The 21249-nt window shown below is 34.1% G+C and carries 18 protein-coding genes; 3 read left to right on the top strand and 15 right to left on the bottom strand.

The window, feature by feature from the left end:
* Positions 1 to 5 precede the first annotated feature (5 nt).
* From BGI23_RS11065 to BGI23_RS11055, 3 genes are read right to left on the bottom strand one after another with little or no spacing between them, the layout of a single operon-like run.
* The gene (locus BGI23_RS11065) at positions 6 to 668 is read right to left on the bottom strand and encodes a CoA transferase subunit B (RefSeq protein ID WP_000525280.1); all 663 of its coding nucleotides are present in this window, start codon (positions 666 to 668) and stop codon (positions 6 to 8) included.
* Complete coding sequence (gene atoD / locus BGI23_RS11060; protein ID WP_000208119.1) at positions 653 to 1351, bottom strand: acetate CoA-transferase subunit alpha; 699 nt, start codon at positions 1349 to 1351, stop codon at positions 653 to 655. Before atoD ends, BGI23_RS11065 begins: the two co-directional genes overlap by 16 nt.
* Positions 1348 to 2658, bottom strand: a complete 1311-nt coding sequence (locus tag BGI23_RS11055; protein ID WP_001205894.1) for an aspartate aminotransferase family protein — start codon at positions 2656 to 2658, stop codon at positions 1348 to 1350. Before BGI23_RS11055 ends, atoD begins: the two co-directional genes overlap by 4 nt.
* A gap of 990 nt (positions 2659 to 3648) precedes the next feature.
* Between BGI23_RS11055 and BGI23_RS11050 the strand changes: the two genes are divergently transcribed.
* Positions 3649 to 4398 carry a DUF4397 domain-containing protein gene (locus tag BGI23_RS11050; protein ID WP_000083263.1) on the top strand — a complete coding sequence of 250 codons (750 nt, stop codon included), beginning with the start codon at positions 3649 to 3651 and terminating at the stop codon, positions 4396 to 4398.
* A gap of 33 nt (positions 4399 to 4431) precedes the next feature.
* Here BGI23_RS11050 and BGI23_RS11045 read toward each other — a convergent pair whose 3' ends face one another.
* The gene (locus tag BGI23_RS11045; RefSeq protein WP_070805939.1) at positions 4432 to 5550 is read right to left on the bottom strand and encodes a BA2291 family sporulation histidine kinase; all 1119 of its coding nucleotides are present in this window, start codon (positions 5548 to 5550) and stop codon (positions 4432 to 4434) included.
* Positions 5551 to 5795: 245 nt separating this feature from the next.
* On the opposite strand from BGI23_RS11045, the gene BGI23_RS11040 reads away from it, so the two are divergent.
* On the top strand, positions 5796 to 6188 hold the full coding sequence (locus tag BGI23_RS11040) for a YueI family protein (RefSeq protein WP_000247572.1): 393 nt from the start codon (positions 5796 to 5798) through the stop codon (positions 6186 to 6188).
* Between the two features lie 120 nt (positions 6189 to 6308).
* Here BGI23_RS11040 and BGI23_RS11035 read toward each other — a convergent pair whose 3' ends face one another.
* Positions 6309 to 7733: an aldehyde dehydrogenase family protein gene (locus BGI23_RS11035; protein ID WP_070805938.1), complete on the bottom strand. Its 1425-nt coding sequence runs from the start codon at positions 7731 to 7733 to the stop codon at positions 6309 to 6311.
* Positions 7734 to 7866: 133 nt separating this feature from the next.
* The gene (locus BGI23_RS11030; protein WP_070805937.1) at positions 7867 to 9222 is read right to left on the bottom strand and encodes a hemolysin family protein; all 1356 of its coding nucleotides are present in this window, start codon (positions 9220 to 9222) and stop codon (positions 7867 to 7869) included.
* Between the two features lie 353 nt (positions 9223 to 9575).
* On the opposite strand from BGI23_RS11030, the gene racA reads away from it, so the two are divergent.
* A complete protein-coding gene (racA, locus tag BGI23_RS11025; protein WP_000456007.1) occupies positions 9576 to 10118 on the top strand; it encodes a chromosome-anchoring protein RacA in 543 nt (180 codons plus the stop codon).
* 95 nt (positions 10119 to 10213) lie between these two features.
* Here the strand turns inward: racA and BGI23_RS11020 are convergent, their stop codons facing one another.
* The 9 genes from BGI23_RS11020 to BGI23_RS10980 form a co-directional block, all read right to left on the bottom strand.
* Positions 10214 to 10810: a hypothetical protein gene (locus tag BGI23_RS11020; RefSeq protein WP_000487805.1), complete on the bottom strand. Its 597-nt coding sequence runs from the start codon at positions 10808 to 10810 to the stop codon at positions 10214 to 10216.
* Between the two features lie 277 nt (positions 10811 to 11087).
* A complete protein-coding gene (locus BGI23_RS11015; RefSeq protein ID WP_070805936.1) occupies positions 11088 to 12938 on the bottom strand; it encodes a hypothetical protein in 1851 nt (616 codons plus the stop codon).
* The gene (locus BGI23_RS11010; RefSeq protein ID WP_070805935.1) at positions 12928 to 14748 is read right to left on the bottom strand and encodes an AAA family ATPase; all 1821 of its coding nucleotides are present in this window, start codon (positions 14746 to 14748) and stop codon (positions 12928 to 12930) included. The genes BGI23_RS11015 and BGI23_RS11010 overlap by 11 nt, the downstream gene beginning before the upstream one ends.
* A gap of 106 nt (positions 14749 to 14854) precedes the next feature.
* Positions 14855 to 15115: a hypothetical protein gene (locus tag BGI23_RS11005; protein ID WP_000398576.1), complete on the bottom strand. Its 261-nt coding sequence runs from the start codon at positions 15113 to 15115 to the stop codon at positions 14855 to 14857.
* Positions 15116 to 15191: 76 nt separating this feature from the next.
* Positions 15192 to 16619 (bottom strand): arginine-ornithine antiporter, encoded by a 1428-nt coding sequence (gene arcD / locus BGI23_RS11000; protein WP_000129464.1) that lies wholly within the window; start codon positions 16617 to 16619, stop codon positions 15192 to 15194.
* Positions 16620 to 16832: 213 nt separating this feature from the next.
* The gene (locus tag BGI23_RS10995) at positions 16833 to 18344 is read right to left on the bottom strand and encodes an ABC transporter permease/substrate-binding protein (protein WP_070805934.1); all 1512 of its coding nucleotides are present in this window, start codon (positions 18342 to 18344) and stop codon (positions 16833 to 16835) included.
* 3 nt (positions 18345 to 18347) lie between these two features.
* Positions 18348 to 19295, bottom strand: coding sequence for an ABC transporter ATP-binding protein (locus BGI23_RS10990; RefSeq protein WP_070805933.1), 948 nt, complete (start codon positions 19293 to 19295; stop codon positions 18348 to 18350).
* Positions 19296 to 19397: 102 nt separating this feature from the next.
* Entirely contained in the window at positions 19398 to 19955 is a 558-nt protein-coding gene (locus BGI23_RS10985; protein WP_070805932.1) for a YdcF family protein, read from the bottom strand.
* Between the two features lie 63 nt (positions 19956 to 20018).
* Positions 20019 to 21248, bottom strand: a complete 1230-nt coding sequence (locus tag BGI23_RS10980; protein WP_070805931.1) for an MFS transporter — start codon at positions 21246 to 21248, stop codon at positions 20019 to 20021.
* Position 21249: the final 1 nt, after the last annotated feature.

Raw genomic sequence — 21249 nt, 5'->3', positions numbered from 1 at the left:
TCCCCTCATTCAATTACTAGTAAGTTAGAGCCAATTTTAAAATCCGCTTCTGTATGTTGTTTTATATCTTCCACTGTGTATGGACTCATCAATTCTTGTAAAATAAGTCCATCCTGCGTTACTTCCATTACTGCCATATCCGTAATAATTAAATCTACGCATTTTTTTGAAGTTAATGGTAATGTACACTCCGAAACAATTTTTGCATTTCCGTATTTATCGACATGATTCATCACAACAACGACCCGCTTCGCTTTTTGAGCTAAATCCATTGCTCCTCCAATACCTGGAACACGTTTTCCTGGAACAATCCAGTTTGCTAAATCACCATTCTCGCTTACTTGTAATGAACCAAGAATCGTTATATCTAGTAAACCTTTTCGAATCATCCCAAACGCTGTGCAACTATCAAAATAACTTGCTCCTGTAATAAGAGAAGTTGGCAAACCTGCTGCGTTACATAAATTTTCGTCTTCATTTCCTTTGCTTGGCGTAGGTCCCATACCTACAATTCCATTTTCCGCATGAAACATAACGTTTATATCGTCAGGCAAATGATTCGGTACAAGCGATGGTATACCAATACCTAAATTTACAATCATGCCATTTTGTATTTCTTTCGCCGCACGTCTAGCAATCTTATCTCTCACTTCTACGCCCATACCCATTTCCAATTCACTCCTTCCGACGGTACGATATAATTTACAAATACTCCTGGGACAACAATTTCTTCTGGATCTAAACTTCCAAGTGGAACAATTTCTTCTGCTTCTACAATCGTTATATCCCCGGCCATAGCAACGTGAGGATTCATGTTACGAGCGCTCTTATCAAACACAAGGTTACCGAACGGATCCGCCTTTTTCGCATATACAATCGCAACCTCAGCAGTTAATGCTGTTTCAACTAAATATGTTTTACCATTCATTTCAACAGTACGTTTTCCTTCTTCTACAATCGTATCAACACCTACATCAACTAATACGCCACCAAGTCCTACACCACCAGCGCGAATACGCTCTGCTAATGTTCCTTGAGGAGAAAACTCAATTTGTAACCTTCCTTCGTTTAGCTGTCTTCCTGCATTTGGATTTGATCCAATATGAGAAGTAATTAATGATTTTACTCTTTCATTCGTAACGAGACGACCGATTCCTACATCAGGAAATCCTGTATCATTTCCAATTAAATTTAAATTTGTAACTCCTTTTTCTAAAATGGCCTGTATTAAAGATGGAGGGGAGCCAATCCCCCCAAATCCTCCAAACATTAATGTCATATCATCGTGGAATAAAGAAATTACCTCCTCTATCTCTTTTAATTTACTGAATGTATTCGTAATAGTTGTCATGCGATACTATGCCCTCCTTTTTGCATCATTTCTTCAACACTTTTTGCAAAAATTGAAAGTAATTCATCTAACTCGGAATATGTAGTTGTCATTGGCGGTGCTACAAGCAGTGCGCTATCTTCTTTTCCTGCTTGCCCTGAAACAGCTTGGTATAAAAGAAGACCATTTTTAGCTGCAACCGAAATAAGTTCCGACGCTTTTGTAAACGGTTGCAATTCTACTCCAATCAGCAATCCTTTTCCACGCACATCAGCAATGATTGTCGATTGTTGCTGAACTTTCTGTAATCCTTTTATTAAATACTCTCCCTTTTCCGCTGTTTTTTCAGGTAGATTATGTTTCTCCATATATTCAATAACAGCTAGAGCTGTTGCTGCAGATAATGGATTTGCACTTAACGTATGTCCACTCATAACAGAACGCGATCCTCGTAAAATTGGCTCCATAACACGGTCACTTACAACCGTCGCTGCCATCGGTGTGTATCCAGCTCCTAAACCTTTACCAAGGGTCATAATATCCGGTTCTACACCCCAATGCTCCATCGCAAACCATGCACCAGTACGCCCAAGCCCAGTCATTACTTCATCAGCAATAAATAAAATATCGTAATGACTACAAATGTCTTTAATAACTTTATAATATTCTTTCGGCGGAACGACTGCACCTCCAGCTGCCCCAATAATCGGTTCAGCAATAAAAGCCGCAATATGTTCTGCTCCAATCCTTTCAATTGATCTTTCTAGTTCAGTCGCACAAGCAAGCTGACAAGTTGGATATACCTTTTGTACTGGACATCTAAAACAATATGGAGCTGGAATAGTTGGATAATCTTCTAAAATTGACACGAAACGTTGTCTACGCAGTGGATGCCCAGACATTGATAAGGCTCCCATCGTAATACCGTGATAACTCATCCATCGTGACAATATTTTATGTTTCCCTTGAATACCTCGCTCTTGAAAATGCTGAATTGCAATTTTCATAGCTGTTTCATTTGCTTCCGTACCACTATTTACAAAAAAGCTCCAGTTCAAATCTCCTACACTTAAATCGCTTAGTTTCTTAGCTAATTTTTCAGCTGGTTCACTCGTAAACTGTGATCTATAAACGAAAGCAATCTCCTCAGCTTGCTTTTTGATAACGTCCGCAATCTCCTTTACGCCATGCCCAATACCTGCCGTAATTGCTCCTGACGAGCCATCAAAATATTTATTTCCGTTTTGATCATACAAATAGACACCTTTTCCATGTGAAATCATTGGATACGGCTGACCAACAAGTGGTTTAATTAAGTAATCGCGCATAGCGCTCCCCCATTTCTCCAATTTGTATATATATATGAAGAAAATTGACGTTTCTTTCATAAAAAAGAACCCTCTGCGAAAGCAGTGAATTTATCAAAAAACTATTATAAAATATACAAATGAGTGCTAAATACCAATTTTAAAAACAGAAAATTCAGAACTTAATTCAAACACCAACCCTTATCTATACGCTCAAATAACCCTCCCTTATATAAAATTAACGCTTCACTAAATGTTTTTCTAACATAATGTCAGCTTCCCTCAAATGCCGACATTGTGTAAACTTCGACGAAACTCCCTTTAAACTCCTTCCTATTCTCCTACTTTATATTGCATATTTTTAAACAAATCTCGACAATTAATCCTACTAAATGCATAGCAATTATTTTTATAGAAACCAATATTTCACATATACTTCGCTCTGGTTTATACAATAAAAAAAGAACCGATTAACCACATTAATCAGTTCGGCACGACGCTCTGTTATCAGTTAATACCGTCACTTGCTAACATAAATAGAAACAATAGTATTACAAAATCACAATTCATCCTACAGTATAAAGCACAAAACCGTCCATAACTCCATTCACAATTCCTTGCGGGATATCCCCATCCCAAAGTTTCATTCCTTTCCTTAATTTCAAACTACCTTTCCTTTATAATTTATGTAGGACAATTATTACTTTGTATGTGTATTTGCCCATAATTAAAAAAATCCCTAGTTTCCTAAGGGTTTCAGGACATGGTTTCGACATGTCACGTGTTATGCTCTCAAATTTTTCATTTCGAAATACACACTTCCTCTGCCAATATGGATGATATATTTTTGTATCCTCTAGAAAATTATAACTCTCGTTCACCTAAACTTAGCTTATCCTTAAAAAATACTTATTATTAATTTTCAACCTTTCTCCTTTAAAAAACAATTTTTTCGCATAACCTCATTCTTGCTAAGCATATAGTTTTAATGATGACAAAGGAGGAATGTTCATGTCTCAATCTGAAATCGAAAAATATGGACAAGAAGCTGCACGTTACGAACAGCTCGCTCGTTACTATCAATTTCATAATCCAAAAAAATATGTAGAACTATATATGAAATATTATGATGCGCTTACGAATCTTGTACAGGCATACGAAAAAAGAAATTCACAAGAAGCTGCTTTACCATCGCACATAAGATTTTTTCACTCTGCTTCAAATACACCTGCCGTTGACATTTTAGTAAACGGGCAAAAGGTAATTAAAAATATTTCATTTAAACAATTTAGTCCTTATTTAACATTAGTACAAGGTAAGTACCGAATAGATATCGTTCCTGTTGGAAATGAAACGCCCATCTTTTCAGCTTTAGTACCAATAATGGGAAATCACACTTATACTTTTGCCGCAATAAATAGTGATAATCATCTACAATTACAACCTATGCTTGATAATACTCATTTACCAGCAGGCCAGGCAAAAATACGCTTTGCGCACTTTTCTCCCGATACCCCTGTTGTAAATGTAAGTTTAAAAGCTGGCGATCATTTATTTGAAAATGTACTCTTTAAACAAATAACAGATTTTTTAGAAGTTAGCCCTGGTACAGCGGATATAGAAGTTTCACTCGCAGATCATCAAAGTGTCTTACTAACTATACCGGATTTCAAAGTCGAACCGAACATTATTTATACAATTTCAATTTTAGGTTATTCAACGAAAGATCCTAAATTAGAAGCCGTTATACTTACGAATTAAAACAGTCTACACCATTCATTTGGTGTAGACTGTTTATTTTTGAAATGCAATTTGAAATTCTGTCCAATCTTTATCTGAACGACACATGATGGACCCATTATGTTTTTCTACAATTTGTTTACATACAAATAACCCAATACCAGTTCCTAACTTTTTAGTAGTTACAAATGGTTCAAAAATCGTTTCTACATTTTCAGCTGGAATCATTGGCCCGTTATTTTTTATTACAATCCGAATCGATTGATCTTCTTCAAATACATCAATAATAATTTTTCGTTCTTCTTTCATTGATTCAAGAGCGTCAATTGAGTTCATTAATATATTTAAAAATACTTGTCTCACTTCACTCCGATAACCAGTAAGCGGAATTGGATATGGCAAATTCTTTTCAATAGAAACATTTGCATTGACCAAACTCGGATATAAGAACTGTATAATGTCTTGAAACAAATCATTTAGCCAAAACCGTTCAGATTCAGTCCACATTTCTTTTTTCGATACGAGTAAAAATTGCGAAATGCGAAAATTTAATTGGTCTAATTCATGAGAAATAATATCTAAATACGATAAACTAGGATGGTCTGCCTTTAATAATTTGACAAACCCCATAATGGAAGTAAGCGGATTACGAAATTCATGTACAAAACTAGCTGACATTTGCCCTAAAATCGTCAGCCTTTCTTTATGTGTTTCGTTAATATATTGCTGTTTTTCCTCTAAATTTCTTGATATAATTTCCGAGTATTTTAAAACAGTGTAATAAATTAATTTGTCAAAACAAGTATGTATTTGGGCCATAATTGGTTTCAATTCACGTGCACTAACATCTAATTCACACATCGCTTCGAAAAGCTCATTTCTTCCTACATTTGCATTATAAACAAAATCACCTATATTCGCATCTGCTCCTGCACGTTCAATAGCAATTTTCTCGCATAATGGCTGAAGATAATTTATATCTTTTTCTTCCATAGTAAGTTCAATAATAAACTCTAATAAATCCTCTCCATTTTGAACTGCTTCTAGTCTAAATGGATCTTTATCGGAAATTATCATTTTGTTTTTCCAGTTCTCAACGAATTGGTGCCTGTTGTTTTTCAAGTGCGAACAAAATACTTCTTTAATATCCTTATCGATTGGAAAAACCTCCATTCCTCCATTTCCATGCGACGAACACCCTTTATATTTTGAATATTAACACAAAAAACATGATTCGTTAATAGATTATTGTCACATTTTGTTAATATGTGTTGATAAAATTTTTATAACTTTATTAATTGTTTAGATTGTTACATTCCATTTTCCTTCCTTTCATTCAAATTTTTTATATTCGATGCGACTTTTTTTGCATCCTGCTTCATTCTTTCGTACAATAGAAAAGGAAAGGTGTGAAAAATATGGTAAATAAAAATGTGGAAGATTATCTCCAAGAAGGCATTTACGGCCAAAAGCAAAACAAACCAGAAGAACGTAATATGTATTTAACTACATTACGTGAGCGTGTAGAAATCGCTTTAACTATCGGTCAAGTAATGCAAAGTAATGTATATTCTGAAGTAGCTAGTAGCATGCGCTCTTCTCAATCATTACAAATATTCCTAAATGGTGGCATTGCTTACCCACATTTATCAAAATACATTAAATTAGCGAACGAAAAAAATGTTCCTTTTACAATTGTTCAAAATAAAGGTACAGAAACACCAATCGGTTTAGTATTATCTCATAGCACTGCTGTCGACAAAGAACAAATTTATGTAGAAGATGCTATTTTCAAACAAGAAATGAAGTAAATGGTACACTTGATTAAATGAAATCGTCCTGAAAAACGTAAAGCAAACAATAAAAAACGAGTATGGAATCGTAAACATTTCCTACTCGTTTTTTATTGCGCTATTTAAATTCTATATACTTTATTTTTTAATACATACTAATTTCATTTCTGTCATTTCTTCTATTGCATATTTAATTCCTTCACGCCCTGTGCCACTTTCTTTCACACCACCGTAAGGCATATGATCTACTCTGAACGTTGGAATATCATTTATCATGACACCACCAACTTCTAATTCATCAATTGCACGCATTGCTTTAAACAAATTATTTGTAAATACGCCTGCTTGTAGACCGTAACGTGAATGATTTACTTGCTCTATAGCCTCATCAAATTCTTTAAATGTATTTACTGTCATAAGTGGACCGAATACTTCTTGGCACTGTACAGATACATGCTTTGGAACATTCGTTAATACAGTAGGTTCAAAAATCCTTTCATCACGTTTGTTACCACCATATAAAACGTTCGCTCCTTCTTTAACTGCTTCTTGCACCCAGTTATCGATACGGTCGACATCTTTTTTCGAAATTAAAGCTGATACATCCGTTTCCTCAATCAGCGGATCACCAACAACAACTGTTTCCATCGCTTTCTGTAACTTCGATAGAAATTCATCCATTCTCTCTTCATGTACAAAAACACGTTGCACCGAAATACAAACTTGTCCATTATTAACAAATGCTCCCCATTTTACACGTTCAATTAATTCATCTGTTAATTCTACATCTTCATCAATAATAACTGCAGCATTTGATCCTAGTTCTAACGTAACTCTCTTTAACCCAGCCTTTGCCTTAATTCCAATTCCAACTTTCGGACTTCCCGTAAAAGTAATGGAAGCAACATCATCATTTGTAACAATTGCTTCGCCTACAGTTGAACCAGGACCAGAAACAATATTTAAAGCCCCTTTTGGCAATCCTGCTTCTTCAAATAGTTCAACTAATGCATAAGATGATAGAGGCGTTTGATCAGCTGGTTTTAATACAACTGTATTTCCAGCAGCAATTGCGGGGCCCACTTTATGTGCCACTAAATTTAACGGGAAATTAAATGGTGTAATAGCCCCTATAACTCCGATTGGTTTTCGCATTGTGTATGCAATACGTCCATCTGCACCAGGTGCTGCATCAAGTGGCAATGTCTCGCCGTATATACGCTTTGCTTCTTCCGCTGCAAATTTGTATGTCTGAACGGTACGATCTACTTCTCCTCTCGCAGCACGTATTGGTTTTGCAGCCTCTTTTGCAATAATCTCTGCAAATTCTTCTCTTCTTTCATCCATTTTTTGTGCGACTTTCTCTAAAATAGTCGCTCGATCATATGCAGATAATGTATTCATTTCTTTCATTGCATTTTTTGCGGCAGTAACAGCCTCTTTTACATCTTCTTCCGTTCCTTGCGCAATTTCCGCTAATGTTTCTTCAGAGTATGGTGCGTATAATGGTTTATACGTGTTTACAGACTTCCAATCTCCATTTATATATAAATGCTTTTTCATAATTCTTCCCCTTTCAAATATATGTATACAACAATACTTCACCTAGTGAAAGGTCTGACTTATTTCATTGTAACATAGCCCTTATTCTGCCAAAAACATTATGCTCAAAAAAAACTCTGCCATCTAGCAGAGTCTACGAACTAATTTGTTCTTGTAATGAAATTTGTTTTTCATCTTCTAAAATAACAATTGATTCTACAGTTTTTGTAACTTCTAGTCTCTTTATATAGTGTCCATCTAATTCTTTCACGCAAAACTTATAATTTTCGATTTCAATGAAATCCTCTTCGGCAATTTCTATATTTTTCGTTAAAATCCATCCACCTATTGTATCAACACCATTATCATCAATCGTTAAACCTAATAACGTATTTACTTCACTAACAAGTACTTTTCCCTCTAGTATCGTTTTCGTTTCACTAACTTGTTGAATTTCTGGCTGTTCATCTGTATCAAACTCATCTTGAATATCTCCAACTATTTCTTCTAAAATGTCTTCAACAGTAACAAGTCCAGACGTACCACCATATTCATCTATCAATATAGCAATATGTGTTCTTTCTTTTTGCATTTTTAAAAATAAGTCGTGTATTGGGATAGAGTCGATAACTAAAATAATCGGCCTAATATATTGCTCTACTTTCTTATTACTAACGGCATTATGCTGCACAAAATCTGTGAAAATATCTTTAAAGTTTACAAATCCTATTACGTGATCTTTGTCACCATCAACAACTGGATATCTCGTATATTTTTCCTGAGACATTTTTTGTAAAGCTTCTTCAGCAGGCATTTCTTTACTTATAATATGCATCTCAGTTCGGGGTACCATTATTTCTTTTGCTATACGATCATCAAATTCAAAGATTTTATTTACATATTTATATTCAGACTGATTAATCTCTCCGTTTTTGTAACTTTCTGAAACTAATAACCGTAATTCTTCTTCTGAATGAACTTCATCGTGCCCTTTCGGTGGTTTCAGCCCTAGCAACTTCGTAATTATTCGGGCTGATCCATTTAATAGCCAAATAAATGGAAACGCCATACGATAAAAGAAAGTTAACGGTTTAGCAACAAATAAACTCACCTGTTCAGCTTTTTGAATCGCAAATGTTTTTGGAGCCAATTCACCTATTACAACATGTAAAAATGTAATAAACAAAAACACTAAAATTACAGCAAAAATATCTGCTAGTTGAGTAGAAATGTTCAAATTCACAAAAAATGTGTCAAACATTTGCTTTAACGCAGGTTTACCGAACCACCCAATTCCCAGTGCTGTAACTGTTATTCCTAGCTGACAAGCAGATAAATATTCGTCTAAGTTTGTAATGACTGTTTTGACAGATGTTGCGCGATTATTTCCTTCTGCAATTAAATAGTCAATTCTTGAACTTCGCACTTTAACAATTGCAAATTCTGCTGCAACGAAAAATGCCGTTAGGGCAATTAAAACAATCACTATACTTATACTATATATGTCCAAATACTTTTCCTTACTTACATTGTAAGCAAGGAAGCCACCTCCTACTTAATTTTATTCAAGTGAAGTAAGCATTCTAATACTCTAACAAAATTCTACATTAGCAACCACCTTTTTATATATTATATGCATACATAAAAAAGATATTTATCATTATGATAATCTAATTTATTTCCCTCAGTCAAATGATTCTAAATTTTAAGATAAAAACTTTTATATTCACGATATATTCTTCCTAGCTTCATTTCGTGAAAAAACACTTTCTTTGCCGATTCCACACTTCTTTTGTCACACTGGAAGGGAACTTACTTCATAGATCGAAATCATTCAACAGGATATATATAGGAGGGATTATTTTGGAATATAAAACACCATTTATCGCAAAAAAATTAGGTGTTAGCCCAAAGGCTGTTGTCCGGATTGCACAACAATTAAATCTTACTATAGAAAAAAATAAATATGGTCACTTTATTTTTACACAAGATGATTTAGATCAAATGTTAGAATACCATCTTTCACAAATAGAGAAGTCCCAAAACACTCACCCTACTCAAAAAACATCATCAAATGATGTTGAAGAATTGAAAACTCAAGTAAATACAATTGTTCAAAACATATCATCACATGATTTTGAGCAATTAACCGCTCAATTAAACACAATTACGAGAAGACTAGATCGAATGGAAGAACAAATGCAAGATAAGGCAAATGATGTTGTTACGTACCAACTTTTACAACATCGCCGTGAAATGGAGGAAATGTTAGAGCGAATTCAAAAACTAGAAGCTACCCTCAAGAAAGAAGAACCAATCTATATTACTCCCGATACAAAGCCAATATATGAACGTGAAAAGAAACCGAAGCGCCGTAAAATGATTTTTAGTATATTTGGATTATAATTTTTAGACCCTTATTAAAATAATAAGGGTCTTTTTCATGAAGAATAATTTCATTTTAAAATCGCATTCTCTTTATTATACATATTCATTTCGTTTTATTTGGTTAACATAATATTCTTACTGTATTCTGCGATTAATGCCTGTGCATGGGCATTTCCTTGAATTACATCTCGAAATTCTTTTAAAGAATACAAATGCGTAGCCCCTTTTCGGGCATGAATTCGTACTGGTACACCTTGTAAAGTATCATGAAATTGAAATGGCTTATCTATCGGTTCAATTGGGAAACCGAGTGTTAATAAATACATATACATTCTTTTTGTAACCGCTGCGATATACCATTCTGCTTTTGTTTCTAATGCATGCATAAATAAAATAGCTGTTAGTCTTTTGAAGTGTCCTCTCCCACGAGACGTTTTCGCGATACTTAACTTGCCTATTTCATATACATTTTGCAAATCTTTCACTAAATCATTTTTAGAAAACGGATAGAAAAACTCAGAATTTGATTGTTCTGGTACCGTATACTTCATACATTCTACTGTACCGATATGATGTTCATCTTCTATTAATAAAAATCGTGATGGATTTAAATTACGTTCTACGAACATTAAGTTTCTTTCTTCACAAAAATCTCCCCACAGTTGCTCGAACCAAAAATGTTCTTCCTTTGTTTGAACACGCTGGAACATATTTCCCCGCCTTTCCCATCGCCGCTCTGTTTTTTTGATAACGCTTTCACTATCTATCATATAAGAACAAATCTTCGTATGCAACTAAAAACATTTACGCCTTATTATATTCTGCAAAATAAATTAAATTCCATCATAATCGCCTTTTATCCCTCATGTACCGTTCTTCTCAAAATATATTTCTATCACTTGCAAATTCATATCATATGAAGCTGTCTCCCATACTGCATATAATTCTTCTTAATCTAAAAAAATCCTTTATAAAAAAGGATTTCTTTTACTTCTTCATGCTTTTTAACCACTTCTCAAAAATTTGTACCATTCCATGTTTCCCCGCTAATTTCTCTTCTCCTTGTTTCGTTTTATATGGATATAATTGCAAAAAAACACCGCATCCAGACTCAATTTTTTTACTATGCATATGACTTCCTGGGTATACACAAATGACTTCATAAATGGCCCTTCGATGATAGATTCGCTTTCCATCCTGTTCTTCTACAAATTTTATAGACCAGTACTTATACATTTGCTCAGTTGCTTTCGTATTCCCAACATGTTGAAAAATATTGTACATTGGGCTATACTTCACTTCAATAATAATAGAAGATTGATATACGTATTTCTCTTCCTCCTTTACATAACAGTCTAATCGAATATCTGGCTTCTTCGTGTCTTCTCCATTATAAAAATTACTCCCTTTACTTAATGCAATAAGAGGATGTGTTTCAATTAAATCATTAAATGCGACATGGACTTTCATATCATCTCGATGTAAAACTACTGTCGTTCCATCTTGTAATCCATCTACATAAAAATGTTCTTGTATTTGTTCACGAATGGAATTTCTAGCTTCAAAACCAATTTGCTCTAACATGGAAATAACGATAAAAAAAGCGTAATATTCATACACTAAAAAAGTTGGTTTATAAACAAATAATAAAGATGGAGATTGATCTGTATATTGTGGAAGTAAATCTAAATGCTGTAGTAATTGTTGATGTGGTATCGGTAAATTATATGAATTCATCTTACCTGTTTCAGAAACTTCTCTCCAAAATGGAGAATGCATTAAAGTTTGAAAGTATTGTACACTATCATGTACAAAATGCGCTAAAATTTTATATTCTTGTATCTTCATAGAACTTTTTCGTAAATCCGCCTCTTTTAGTAAATGTATATTTTTATATTTTTGTTTCTCTCTATCGGTCACTGATCCATTACGCTCAATTGTTTGTATAATCGTTTTTACAGCTTGAAATTCTTCTGATTTCTTCTTTTTTTCTCTTTCTAATATTTCAATTGTTTGACGCAAAAAATTTTCCGCTTCAAGTAAATAGAGATAAAATTGCATCGCTTTAAATTTAAGAAATGCATTTTCTATACTATTTTTTTGTTCGATAAACTTACGATTATAATATTTTGCATACGGTTTTCTTTCCGCCACTACCGCTCCTTTCCTCGTTGCTTTCCGCTCCTTTTCTTCCCATTTATATTCATGTATAAATTTTGAACTTGATTCTATTTTCTTAAAAATTTGCTTTATCTTTTTCATTTTTCGCGGCAACTTTCTAAGTAACACTAAATAAGAAGAATCTTCAATATCGCTAAGTGCAGAGAAAGTCTTTTTATAATAACCTCTATCTAAAATCAACTCATTTAAAATCGACTTCACATAGTTTTGAATCATTTCAAATTGATCATCAAAAAAATTTTTGGGAACGACTTGAAAAGCGCCATAATACGTTCGCTCTTCTATATTCACTTCAAAATGATATAAACCACAACGCCATGGATAAAAGAATTCCGTTTTTCCATGTTCATATATTAATACCTTTTGTTTTTGGTCATTTATTTCATATTTTGTCTCTTTTATATTCTTCTGTCCCTCATAGACTTTATTCCATATAAAAGTAATATTCATTGGATTTTCATAATGGTATTGCAATCTAATTGGTTTTAATTCTTGCACTTTATAAATACATTGAGCTAATGCTGTTGCAGAGGTACAAAGACGATTTAATAAAATATATTCTCCTTTTGACTCCGTTCCAATAATTAACTTTAATACAAAAGGAAACGTTTCTTTCGTATCAACGATTTCTGTTTCGTATCGTCCATCATTTTGCATAACCATACAACTCCAGTTCTCTACGCTTTTCTCTTATATATGCTAAAGAGTGTTCAAATGTAGATACTCTGTTTGCAAGTGGAGATTGCAAAAGAGGTACTAATGTTGCCCCCCTTTTTACTTCCTCTGAAAGTAAAGACCCAACCATCATTTCAGTCCCTCTTATTTTCGTCAATACACGTTGCTTTATTTGTAAATCAAATCCTTCCTCTCTACTAATCATATAAGAATGATTATTTTGGAACGGTATATTTTGCAAATAAGTAGCAATTGCATTTGCACATCGAAAAGAAATTCCCTTTGACGTATCGTGTGATGACAATACACCATGTAACTTATCTAATAGCTCTAACTCTTCTTCAGAAAACACCTCAATCATCGTTTTATTCCTGACCCAATTTATGCGAAATTCTCCTGCAGTTACTTTCAGAGGTGGTTGTAATACAACTTTCTCTTGCTCCATACACATCTCACAAAACGGAATCTTTCGTAAAGTTATTACATTCGTCCGATCTAATAATCGATCTGAGAGCTCCTTTGTTGTTTCATCAAAATTCACAGTACCAACAAATATAATATTTTCTCCAATTTCAATTGTTGGCGGAATTGAATTTTCTTTTTCTTGCACACCTTCATATAAATTTAAAATACGATTTTGTTTTTCAAGTTGAAGAACAGATAGAAATGGAGTAAACCAATGCTCAATATGTGACATATTCATTTCATCAAAAACGATTATATACAGCTGATTTTGATTTTCTTTTGCCTTCATTAACGCCCTAACTAATTTTGTTTCACTTTCAATAAAAGTACCATTTGGATGAAGGTAACCAAGTAAATCATGTGGTTCTTGATATGATGGTGAAATCGGGATCCAAACCAATTCTTCCCCGTATTGTAATCCAAGTGCTTCTGCATAAGCTTGCACAAAACGGGATTTTCCAGCACCTGGTATCCCCCCCAGAATCGTCAACATATTTGTTTTTGTACTTATATGAAAGTTATAAATATCTGTTTCATCCAGATATAGCCCTTTATTACGTACAAAACTTTTCACATACTGTAAAAAGACGGATTCACGCTCATCCCATTCCCATTCATCCTTTTGCACTTTTATTTCCTCTACCTCTACAAGCTTACCTTCTTCAGTTATTCGTTTTTTTAATTGCTCATACACATGATTGCTTACAAAATATAATTGATCTTCTACCGCTATTTCTACATACTTCATCCAATCATTAAGTTCTATATACTTACATTCCCGCTGCTGTTCAAAATATGCGATTGAACTAATTGACGATGACTTTAAAAATATATTTCCATATAACCTTCCCTCATGCCACAATAACTCAGGAGGCTCAAAGTCTTTCGGATATTTTGGCATTAGAAATGACAAATAACCATTACTAAGTTTTCTTTCTAAAGACTCTCCCTTTTTATAATCGGAAACTTTAGGTACTGGAATCATTTTATAACCGTTTGCTATTTCTCGCGCTTCTTCTGTACAAATTAACTCCACGTATATATGTCCTCTTTCATAATAGAGACGAAACATAATCAATTGCTTTTCTAGTTTTCTTTTCTTTAATTCCGAAAAGACTTTTTCATTCTTTTTATTGCTACATAAACCTTCAAATACATATGGTTCATTTTTCAATTGTTCTTGCAACGTGAATGGTATTGGCGATAGGCATTGTACAAAGAAATTCTCTCCACTCTTCTCACTCTCTGCTTTTGTAAACTTCCCAATAAACCTCATATAGTACATTCGTTTTATAAAACTTGGCTGAAGAGCTTTATGTAATTTCACCTTCGTCACCTTCTTTTTTTCATACTATTCTTAGTGTATGAAAGAAACGCAAAACTAGAAACAAAAAACCTGACGTTATCCGCCAGGTTCAAAATGAAATCGTATATTAATGAGATGGAAATGCGTTTTTCTCTTGTAAGATGGCATTATGAGCAATTTTCATTTTAGCAAGTACATATCGTAAACGATCTTCAGCGTTTTCATCTTTATGTTGCTGTAATTCCGCCAAATTCTCTACCGCACTCGCTAAATTTTCAATCACTCCTCGCAGTTCAGGATGATGATTAAAAAAAGATTCTTGCACTAACACTTTCCTTACTTCACTCGCTAAATCAACAATTCTGTTCAACTGTTCTTTTCCTTCCATTTTCATCCCTCCTGAATATCTTATGTATTAAATATTCTATAGACAAAGAAAAAAGCCCTTTAAATGAAAAGGACTTTTACATTTTTATATTTCCAGTCAATAACATATAAAGAGATGTAACAGCTGCTACAACAATTGCCCACATTACATATCTCTCTATACGAGTAAAACAACGATTTCCTTTTTCTTTTCTTGCGTACACATAAACAATGATCCCAATTCCGTATACGATTGAAACGAGCAATAAATTCTTCAAACCAGCTGCATAAATAAGCCATACAGAGTAAAGTGAAGCAATTAAAGCTAGCGAACCATTTTTCACTTTTGCATCTTTTAGTTCATTTGTAATCACTAATTTGAATTGGAATAACGCTGATAATAAATATGGTACTAAAATTGATGTTGACGCTATGAAATACATAATTTGATATGTTGACTCTGAAAACAGAACGATTATAAATATAACTTGGGCAACGCCATTTGAGATCCATAATGCCATATGCGGCGTTTGTTTTTTATTTGTTTTCGTAAAGACTTTCGGAAACACACCATCTTTTCCTGCTACATGGGAAATTTCAGAAACAAGTAAAAACCAACCTATTAATGTACCTACAAGTGAAGCAACTAACCCGATGTTAATCGCTACTGCGCCCCACGTCCCAACAACATGTTCTAATACATGTCCCATTGACGGCGTTTCTAAAACAGAAAGCTCTCCTCTTGTCATCGCTCCCATCGACAAGACAGAAATTAAAATATAAATAGACATTACTAAAATAAGTCCTAATACTGTCGCTTTACCGACGTCTCGACTATTTTTCGCTCTTCCAGATAATACTACCGCTCCTTCAACCCCGATGAAAACCCAAAGAGTTACAAGCATTGTATTCTTCACTTGACCAAGTATAGAGGAAACTGAAATAGTTCCTTCTCCCCAAAAATCATGTGTAAATGTATCCCAGCGAAACGCTGTTACCATTACAACAATAAATAATACGATTGGAACCAATTTCCCTATTGTTGCAATCACATTCATAATAGATGCTTCACGAATGCCAAATAAAATTAGAAAATGAAGTGTCCATAATAAAAGTGATGCTCCTACGATAGACGCAACACTATTTCCACCTTTAAAAATGGGGAAGAAATAACCTAATGTACTAAACAGTAACATGATTGTTGCAACGTTTCCTAAAATTCCTGCTAACCAGTATCCCCAAGCGCTATTAAATCCGATATATTCACCGAAACCAGCACGTGCATAACTATAAATTCCGCCCTCAAGCTCTGGTTTTTTTCTTGCTAACGTTTGATATACGAGTGCGAGTGGAATCATTCCCATCGCTGTAATACACCAGCCAATTATGATAGAGCCACTATTTGCTCCTACTGCTAAATCATGCGGTAAACTAAAAACACCGCCACCAACCATTGTTCCGACTACTAATGCAATTAATGGAAAAAACCCTAACTTCTTTTCTATTTGTACCACCCCATCTGTCATTCTAGGTGTTATGTTCGTTCAACTATTAAAGTCACCTTTTTCTCTAATAGACGCTTCTCTTATATTTTTTCAGGAAAACATTACTTATTCTAAAAGAAAATGAAGAAAAATGGAATACTTTTTTGAAAAAATGTATAAGTATGCACAAAAAAACCGTTCATTTTATAATGAACGGTCATTTCATACATATAAATTTGTATATTTTTTGTAAAATTAACGAAGTAAATTCTCTTTTTGTAAAAATCGTTTTGCTACTTCTTCACTACCTTTACCATTCACATTTACTTCATAATTCATTTTTCGCATTTCTTCATCTGTAATCTTCCCAGATAATTTATTTAATACTTTTTCAAGTTCAGGATATTTCTGTAACGTCTCTTTTCTTAATAACGGTGCACCTTGATATGGTGGGAATAACCCTTTATCATCTTTTAACACTTTAAGTTCGTACTGTTCCAATTCACTATCTGTTGAATATGCATCGATTACATTAACATCTCCTGATTGAATTGCACTGTAACGTAATTTCGGTTCCATCGTTTTCACATTTGAAAATTTATAGTTATATATTTTTTGCATTCCTTTATAACCGTCTTCACGATCAGCAAATTCTAATGTGAACCCTACTTTAGCATCCTGTGCAATATTTCCTAAATCAGAAATTGTACTTATATTCTTTTGATCTGCTATTTTTTTCGGCATAGCTAGTGCATATGTATTGTTATACTCCATTGGTTTCAACATAACCATACTATATTTCTTTTCCATTCCAACGCGAGCCTGCTCATATACTTCATCCCGATTTGTACTTTTTGGCTCTTCTTTCACGAATGTAGATAAAGCTGTTCCCGAAAACTCAGGGTATATATCTACTTCCCCTGATTTCAATGCTTCGAATACAAATGCTGTTTTTCCAAGACCGGGTTTTAATTGTACATGTAAATCGGTATCTTGTTCAATAAGTTGCTTATACATTTGAATTAAAATTTCAGGTTCTGATCCAAGTTTGCCCGCAATAACAATATCTTTCTTTTCTGTATTCCAAAGAAATGGAGAAGCAACCATTATACAAACAATACATATCGTCAATATAACACGCTTAGACGAACGTTTTGGACTCTCAAGTACCCGAAGTACTATATCAAAGAATAAAGCAAGTAACGCGGCTGGTACGGCCCCTAAAATGATAAGTGCATGATCATTCCGATCGATACCAAGTAATATGAGTTTACCGAGCCCACCAGCACCTATAAGCGCTGCTAATGTAGCCGTTCCAACAATTAATACCATTGCCGTACGAATACCGGCCATAATAATTGGTAACGCAAGAGGAAGCTCTACCTTCCACAGTCTTCTCCAGCTATTCATCCCCATAGCTTTCGCTGCTTCGATTAAAGATTCATCTAACTCCCGTATTCCTGTATATGTATTGCGTAAAATAGGTAATAGTGCATACACAACTAATGCAATAACGGCCGGGATTTTTCCGATTCCCACTAACGGAATTAATAATCCGAGTAATGCAAGTGATGGCACCGTCTGCATTACTGCAGAAGTTCCTATTATAAATTCAGCCATTCGCTCTTTTCTCGTTAATAAAATGCCAAGCGGTACCGCAATAATTACTGCAAAAAATAATGAAATAAGCGATATTTGTAAATGCTCACTTAATGCAGTTAGTAATTCTATTTTTCGTTCTTGAAACGTTTGTATAAAATCAGTCACTGTTTAGCCTCTTTCCTTCATTTGTTCAACAATATAATTGACAATATGACGACTCGTTAAAGCTCCAACATATCGACCATTTTCTTCAACTGGAACGACTTCATCAGCTCGCAGACGAACTAATGCTTCTTGTAAAGAAGTATGTAATGATAGTGCCTCTCCTTCTATCCGCATACTTTCATCAAGTGGCAATACATCTTCTATACTTTTCCCCTCATACCAAGGTCCTCCACGATTTCCAATGAATTCTTCTACAAATTCATTTTTCGGGTTATGTATAATTCCTTCTGGCGTATCTAATTGAACAACTTTTCCTTCTTTCATAACACAAATGCGATCTCCAAGTGATAATGCTTCTTGCATATCATGTGTTACGAATACAATTGTTTTTTGAATCTTCTTTTGCAATTGTACGATATCCTTCTGAAGCTGTTCTCTACTTAATGGATCTAGCGCACTAAATGGTTCATCCATAAGAACGATTTTCGGGTTTGCGGCTAATGCCCGCACGACACCTACACGTTGTTTTTGTCCTCCTGATAATTCATCAGGCATGCGATCGCGATATACGTCTGGATCTAGCCCGACCATCTGGAGCAACTCATCGACACGAGCTTTTATTTTTTCTTTGCTCCACTTTCTCATTTCAGGAACAACTGCAATATTTTCAGCAATTGTCATATGAGGGAACAAAGCGATTTGCTGCAACACGTACCCTATATCCCATCGTAATTCATTAATATTGTATTCTTGAATATCTTTTCCATCGATTAAAATTGAGCCTTCTGTCGTTTCAATTAAACGATTAATCATTTTCATTGTCGTTGTTTTCCCGCAACCACTCGGACCAATAAGGACAAAAAATTCTCCCTTTTTAATTTCTAAATGCAATGAATCCACTGCTTTTGTGCCATCTTCATATGATTTTGACACTTGATTAAACTGAATCACAAATACAACTCCTTTATCGTTGTTTCCTTTATTTTGATGGAATATGGAATTCATTTCAAATGATACGCATTATTCAACAAAAAAAGAGCTTACATTTGAGCTCTAACGGTCTAACAATATTGTTTTCATTATAGCGGCATATTCACGCACATACATTTTTCTCTTAGAGCGCATTGGCGTTTCAGCAGCTAGTGCCTCCATCCTCATGCCTAAACGCTTTGCAATTATTTTCGTTCTATATAAATGATACGTATTACTTACAACTACCGCATGTTTCACATCATATAAATCTATACTAAACTTTAAATTCTCATACGTATTTGTAGATTGATCTTCTATTAAAATACGACTCTCATCTATACCATGTACCATTAAATAGTTCCTCATACTATGAGCTTCCGGTATATCTTCATCTTCTCCTTGACCACCTGAAACAATTACTTTCGCTTCAGGATGAGAATATAAATATTCCAACGCTACATCTAACCGATTTTGAAGAGATAAAGATGGTTTATCTCCAAATAACTTTGCACCTAATATAAGAACGTATGGAGAGTGATGACTCAACTTTTCACGAGCAGCTTTCTTCATTCGAAACGTCATATAAAGGATGTATAGTGGAGGTAATAATACGATTATAAGTAAGATCCATTTGTTCATAAATAAGTTTACACTTCCTTTCTTTTTATTATATAAAAAAAGAAAGGAAGGCAGAAGTGTTTTTTAAACAATCGATTTATTAGAAATACTCGCTTCGAATTTACGTTTTGAGATTACATAGTTTATAGCAATTGCTAACGAAAGGATCAATATGAAACTTAGTAAATAAAACTGTACCATGACACCTACTTTAGAAACACCAACTGTAAACAACATTAACAATACAATTCGTATTCCTGTACCAATTAATCGGAATAGGCTGTCTACACGTCCCATTACTTCATTTGGAATTTCCTCCATCATCAATACATTTCTCGCCACTCTTGTCCCCGCATTTCCAATCGCATGAAAAATCGCTAGTCCATATAAAAATAATACGGATGGTTCAATAATCATTACGGTAATTGAAATTACATAAATGCACATCGTCATAACGATTGAAACTTCTGTTTTGACATATTTCATTATGAGTGGAATACAGATTCCTGCAACAACAGCTCCAACACCGTACATCATTCCCTCTATCGCGTATACAGAGGCATTAGCTTTAAGTATATCCGAAATATAAACTGGTATTAAATAATTTGCCATCATGACACCTATAAACGGCATATAAGTAGCAAGTAAGAACCAAAAGAGCTTAGGACGGTTTTTCATAAAGTGAATTCCTTCGAACAATTGCTTCTTAAATGTTATTTTCTTTTTAATCTCTTTTTTCTTGACATACGGTATACATAAAAATAGCAAAAATGCTCCTGCAAAAGTTAACATATCTACTAACAATATCCACTTCAAAGACACAACTTCAATTAGGAAGCTCGCGGCTGCTCCTGAAATAACTTGTGTTAACTGTCCTTGTATTTCCATCGTTCCACTTAAACTTTTATAATGTTCTGCTTGAAAAATTTCTTGGTTGAACGCAAAAATTGTAGGATAAAATAATAGATAGTAAAAAGAGCCTGCTATATAAATAAGAATATAATGAATAGAATGATAGGATTGCCCAGCAAATCCCCATATAACCATTATTCCGATTACGGCTATCCCAATACCTTCATTGCATAATAATAAAGATTTTCTTGAAAAACGATCAATACTTTGCCCGATAAACGGAGTTAACAAAAACATAATCAGTGTTGAGATGATGGAAACATAACCAAACGTTGTCTCTCCTCCACTCTCTTTAATTAACAACCATGGAATCGTTATCATTACAATACCAGAACCAATAGCTGATAGACTATTGGCCCCTAGAATGAAATACAAGCGTGAATCTTTATAAAGAGATGACATA

Source organism: Bacillus sp. ABP14, assembly GCF_001831375.1.
Lineage (GTDB): Bacteria > Bacillota > Bacilli > Bacillales > Bacillaceae_G > Bacillus_A > Bacillus_A paranthracis.
This window is presented reverse-complemented; position numbering and strand designations above follow the sequence as displayed.

Coding starts and splice junctions, on each gene's coding strand:
- BGI23_RS10980 (WP_070805931.1), bottom strand. CDS start 21,248: ATGTCATCTCTTTATAAAGATTCACGCTTGTATTTCATTCTAGGGGCC.
- BGI23_RS11050 (WP_000083263.1), top strand. CDS start 3,649: ATGTCTCAATCTGAAATCGAAAAATATGGACAAGAAGCTGCACGTTAC.
- BGI23_RS11065 (WP_000525280.1), bottom strand. CDS start 668: ATGGGTATGGGCGTAGAAGTGAGAGATAAGATTGCTAGACGTGCGGCG.
- arcD (WP_000129464.1), bottom strand. CDS start 16,619: ATGACAGATGGGGTGGTACAAATAGAAAAGAAGTTAGGGTTTTTTCCA.
- atoD (WP_000208119.1), bottom strand. CDS start 1,351: ATGACAACTATTACGAATACATTCAGTAAATTAAAAGAGATAGAGGAG.
- BGI23_RS11015 (WP_070805936.1), bottom strand. CDS start 12,938: ATGCAAAATGATGGACGATACGAAACAGAAATCGTTGATACGAAAGAA.
- BGI23_RS11045 (WP_070805939.1), bottom strand. CDS start 5,550: ATGGAGGTTTTTCCAATCGATAAGGATATTAAAGAAGTATTTTGTTCG.
- BGI23_RS11040 (WP_000247572.1), top strand. CDS start 5,796: ATGGTAAATAAAAATGTGGAAGATTATCTCCAAGAAGGCATTTACGGC.
- BGI23_RS10985 (WP_070805932.1), bottom strand. CDS start 19,955: ATGAACAAATGGATCTTACTTATAATCGTATTATTACCTCCACTATAC.
- BGI23_RS11035 (WP_070805938.1), bottom strand. CDS start 7,733: ATGAAAAAGCATTTATATATAAATGGAGATTGGAAGTCTGTAAACACG.
- BGI23_RS11020 (WP_000487805.1), bottom strand. CDS start 10,810: ATGTTCCAGCGTGTTCAAACAAAGGAAGAACATTTTTGGTTCGAGCAA.
- BGI23_RS11005 (WP_000398576.1), bottom strand. CDS start 15,115: ATGGAAGGAAAAGAACAGTTGAACAGAATTGTTGATTTAGCGAGTGAA.
- BGI23_RS11055 (WP_001205894.1), bottom strand. CDS start 2,658: ATGCGCGATTACTTAATTAAACCACTTGTTGGTCAGCCGTATCCAATG.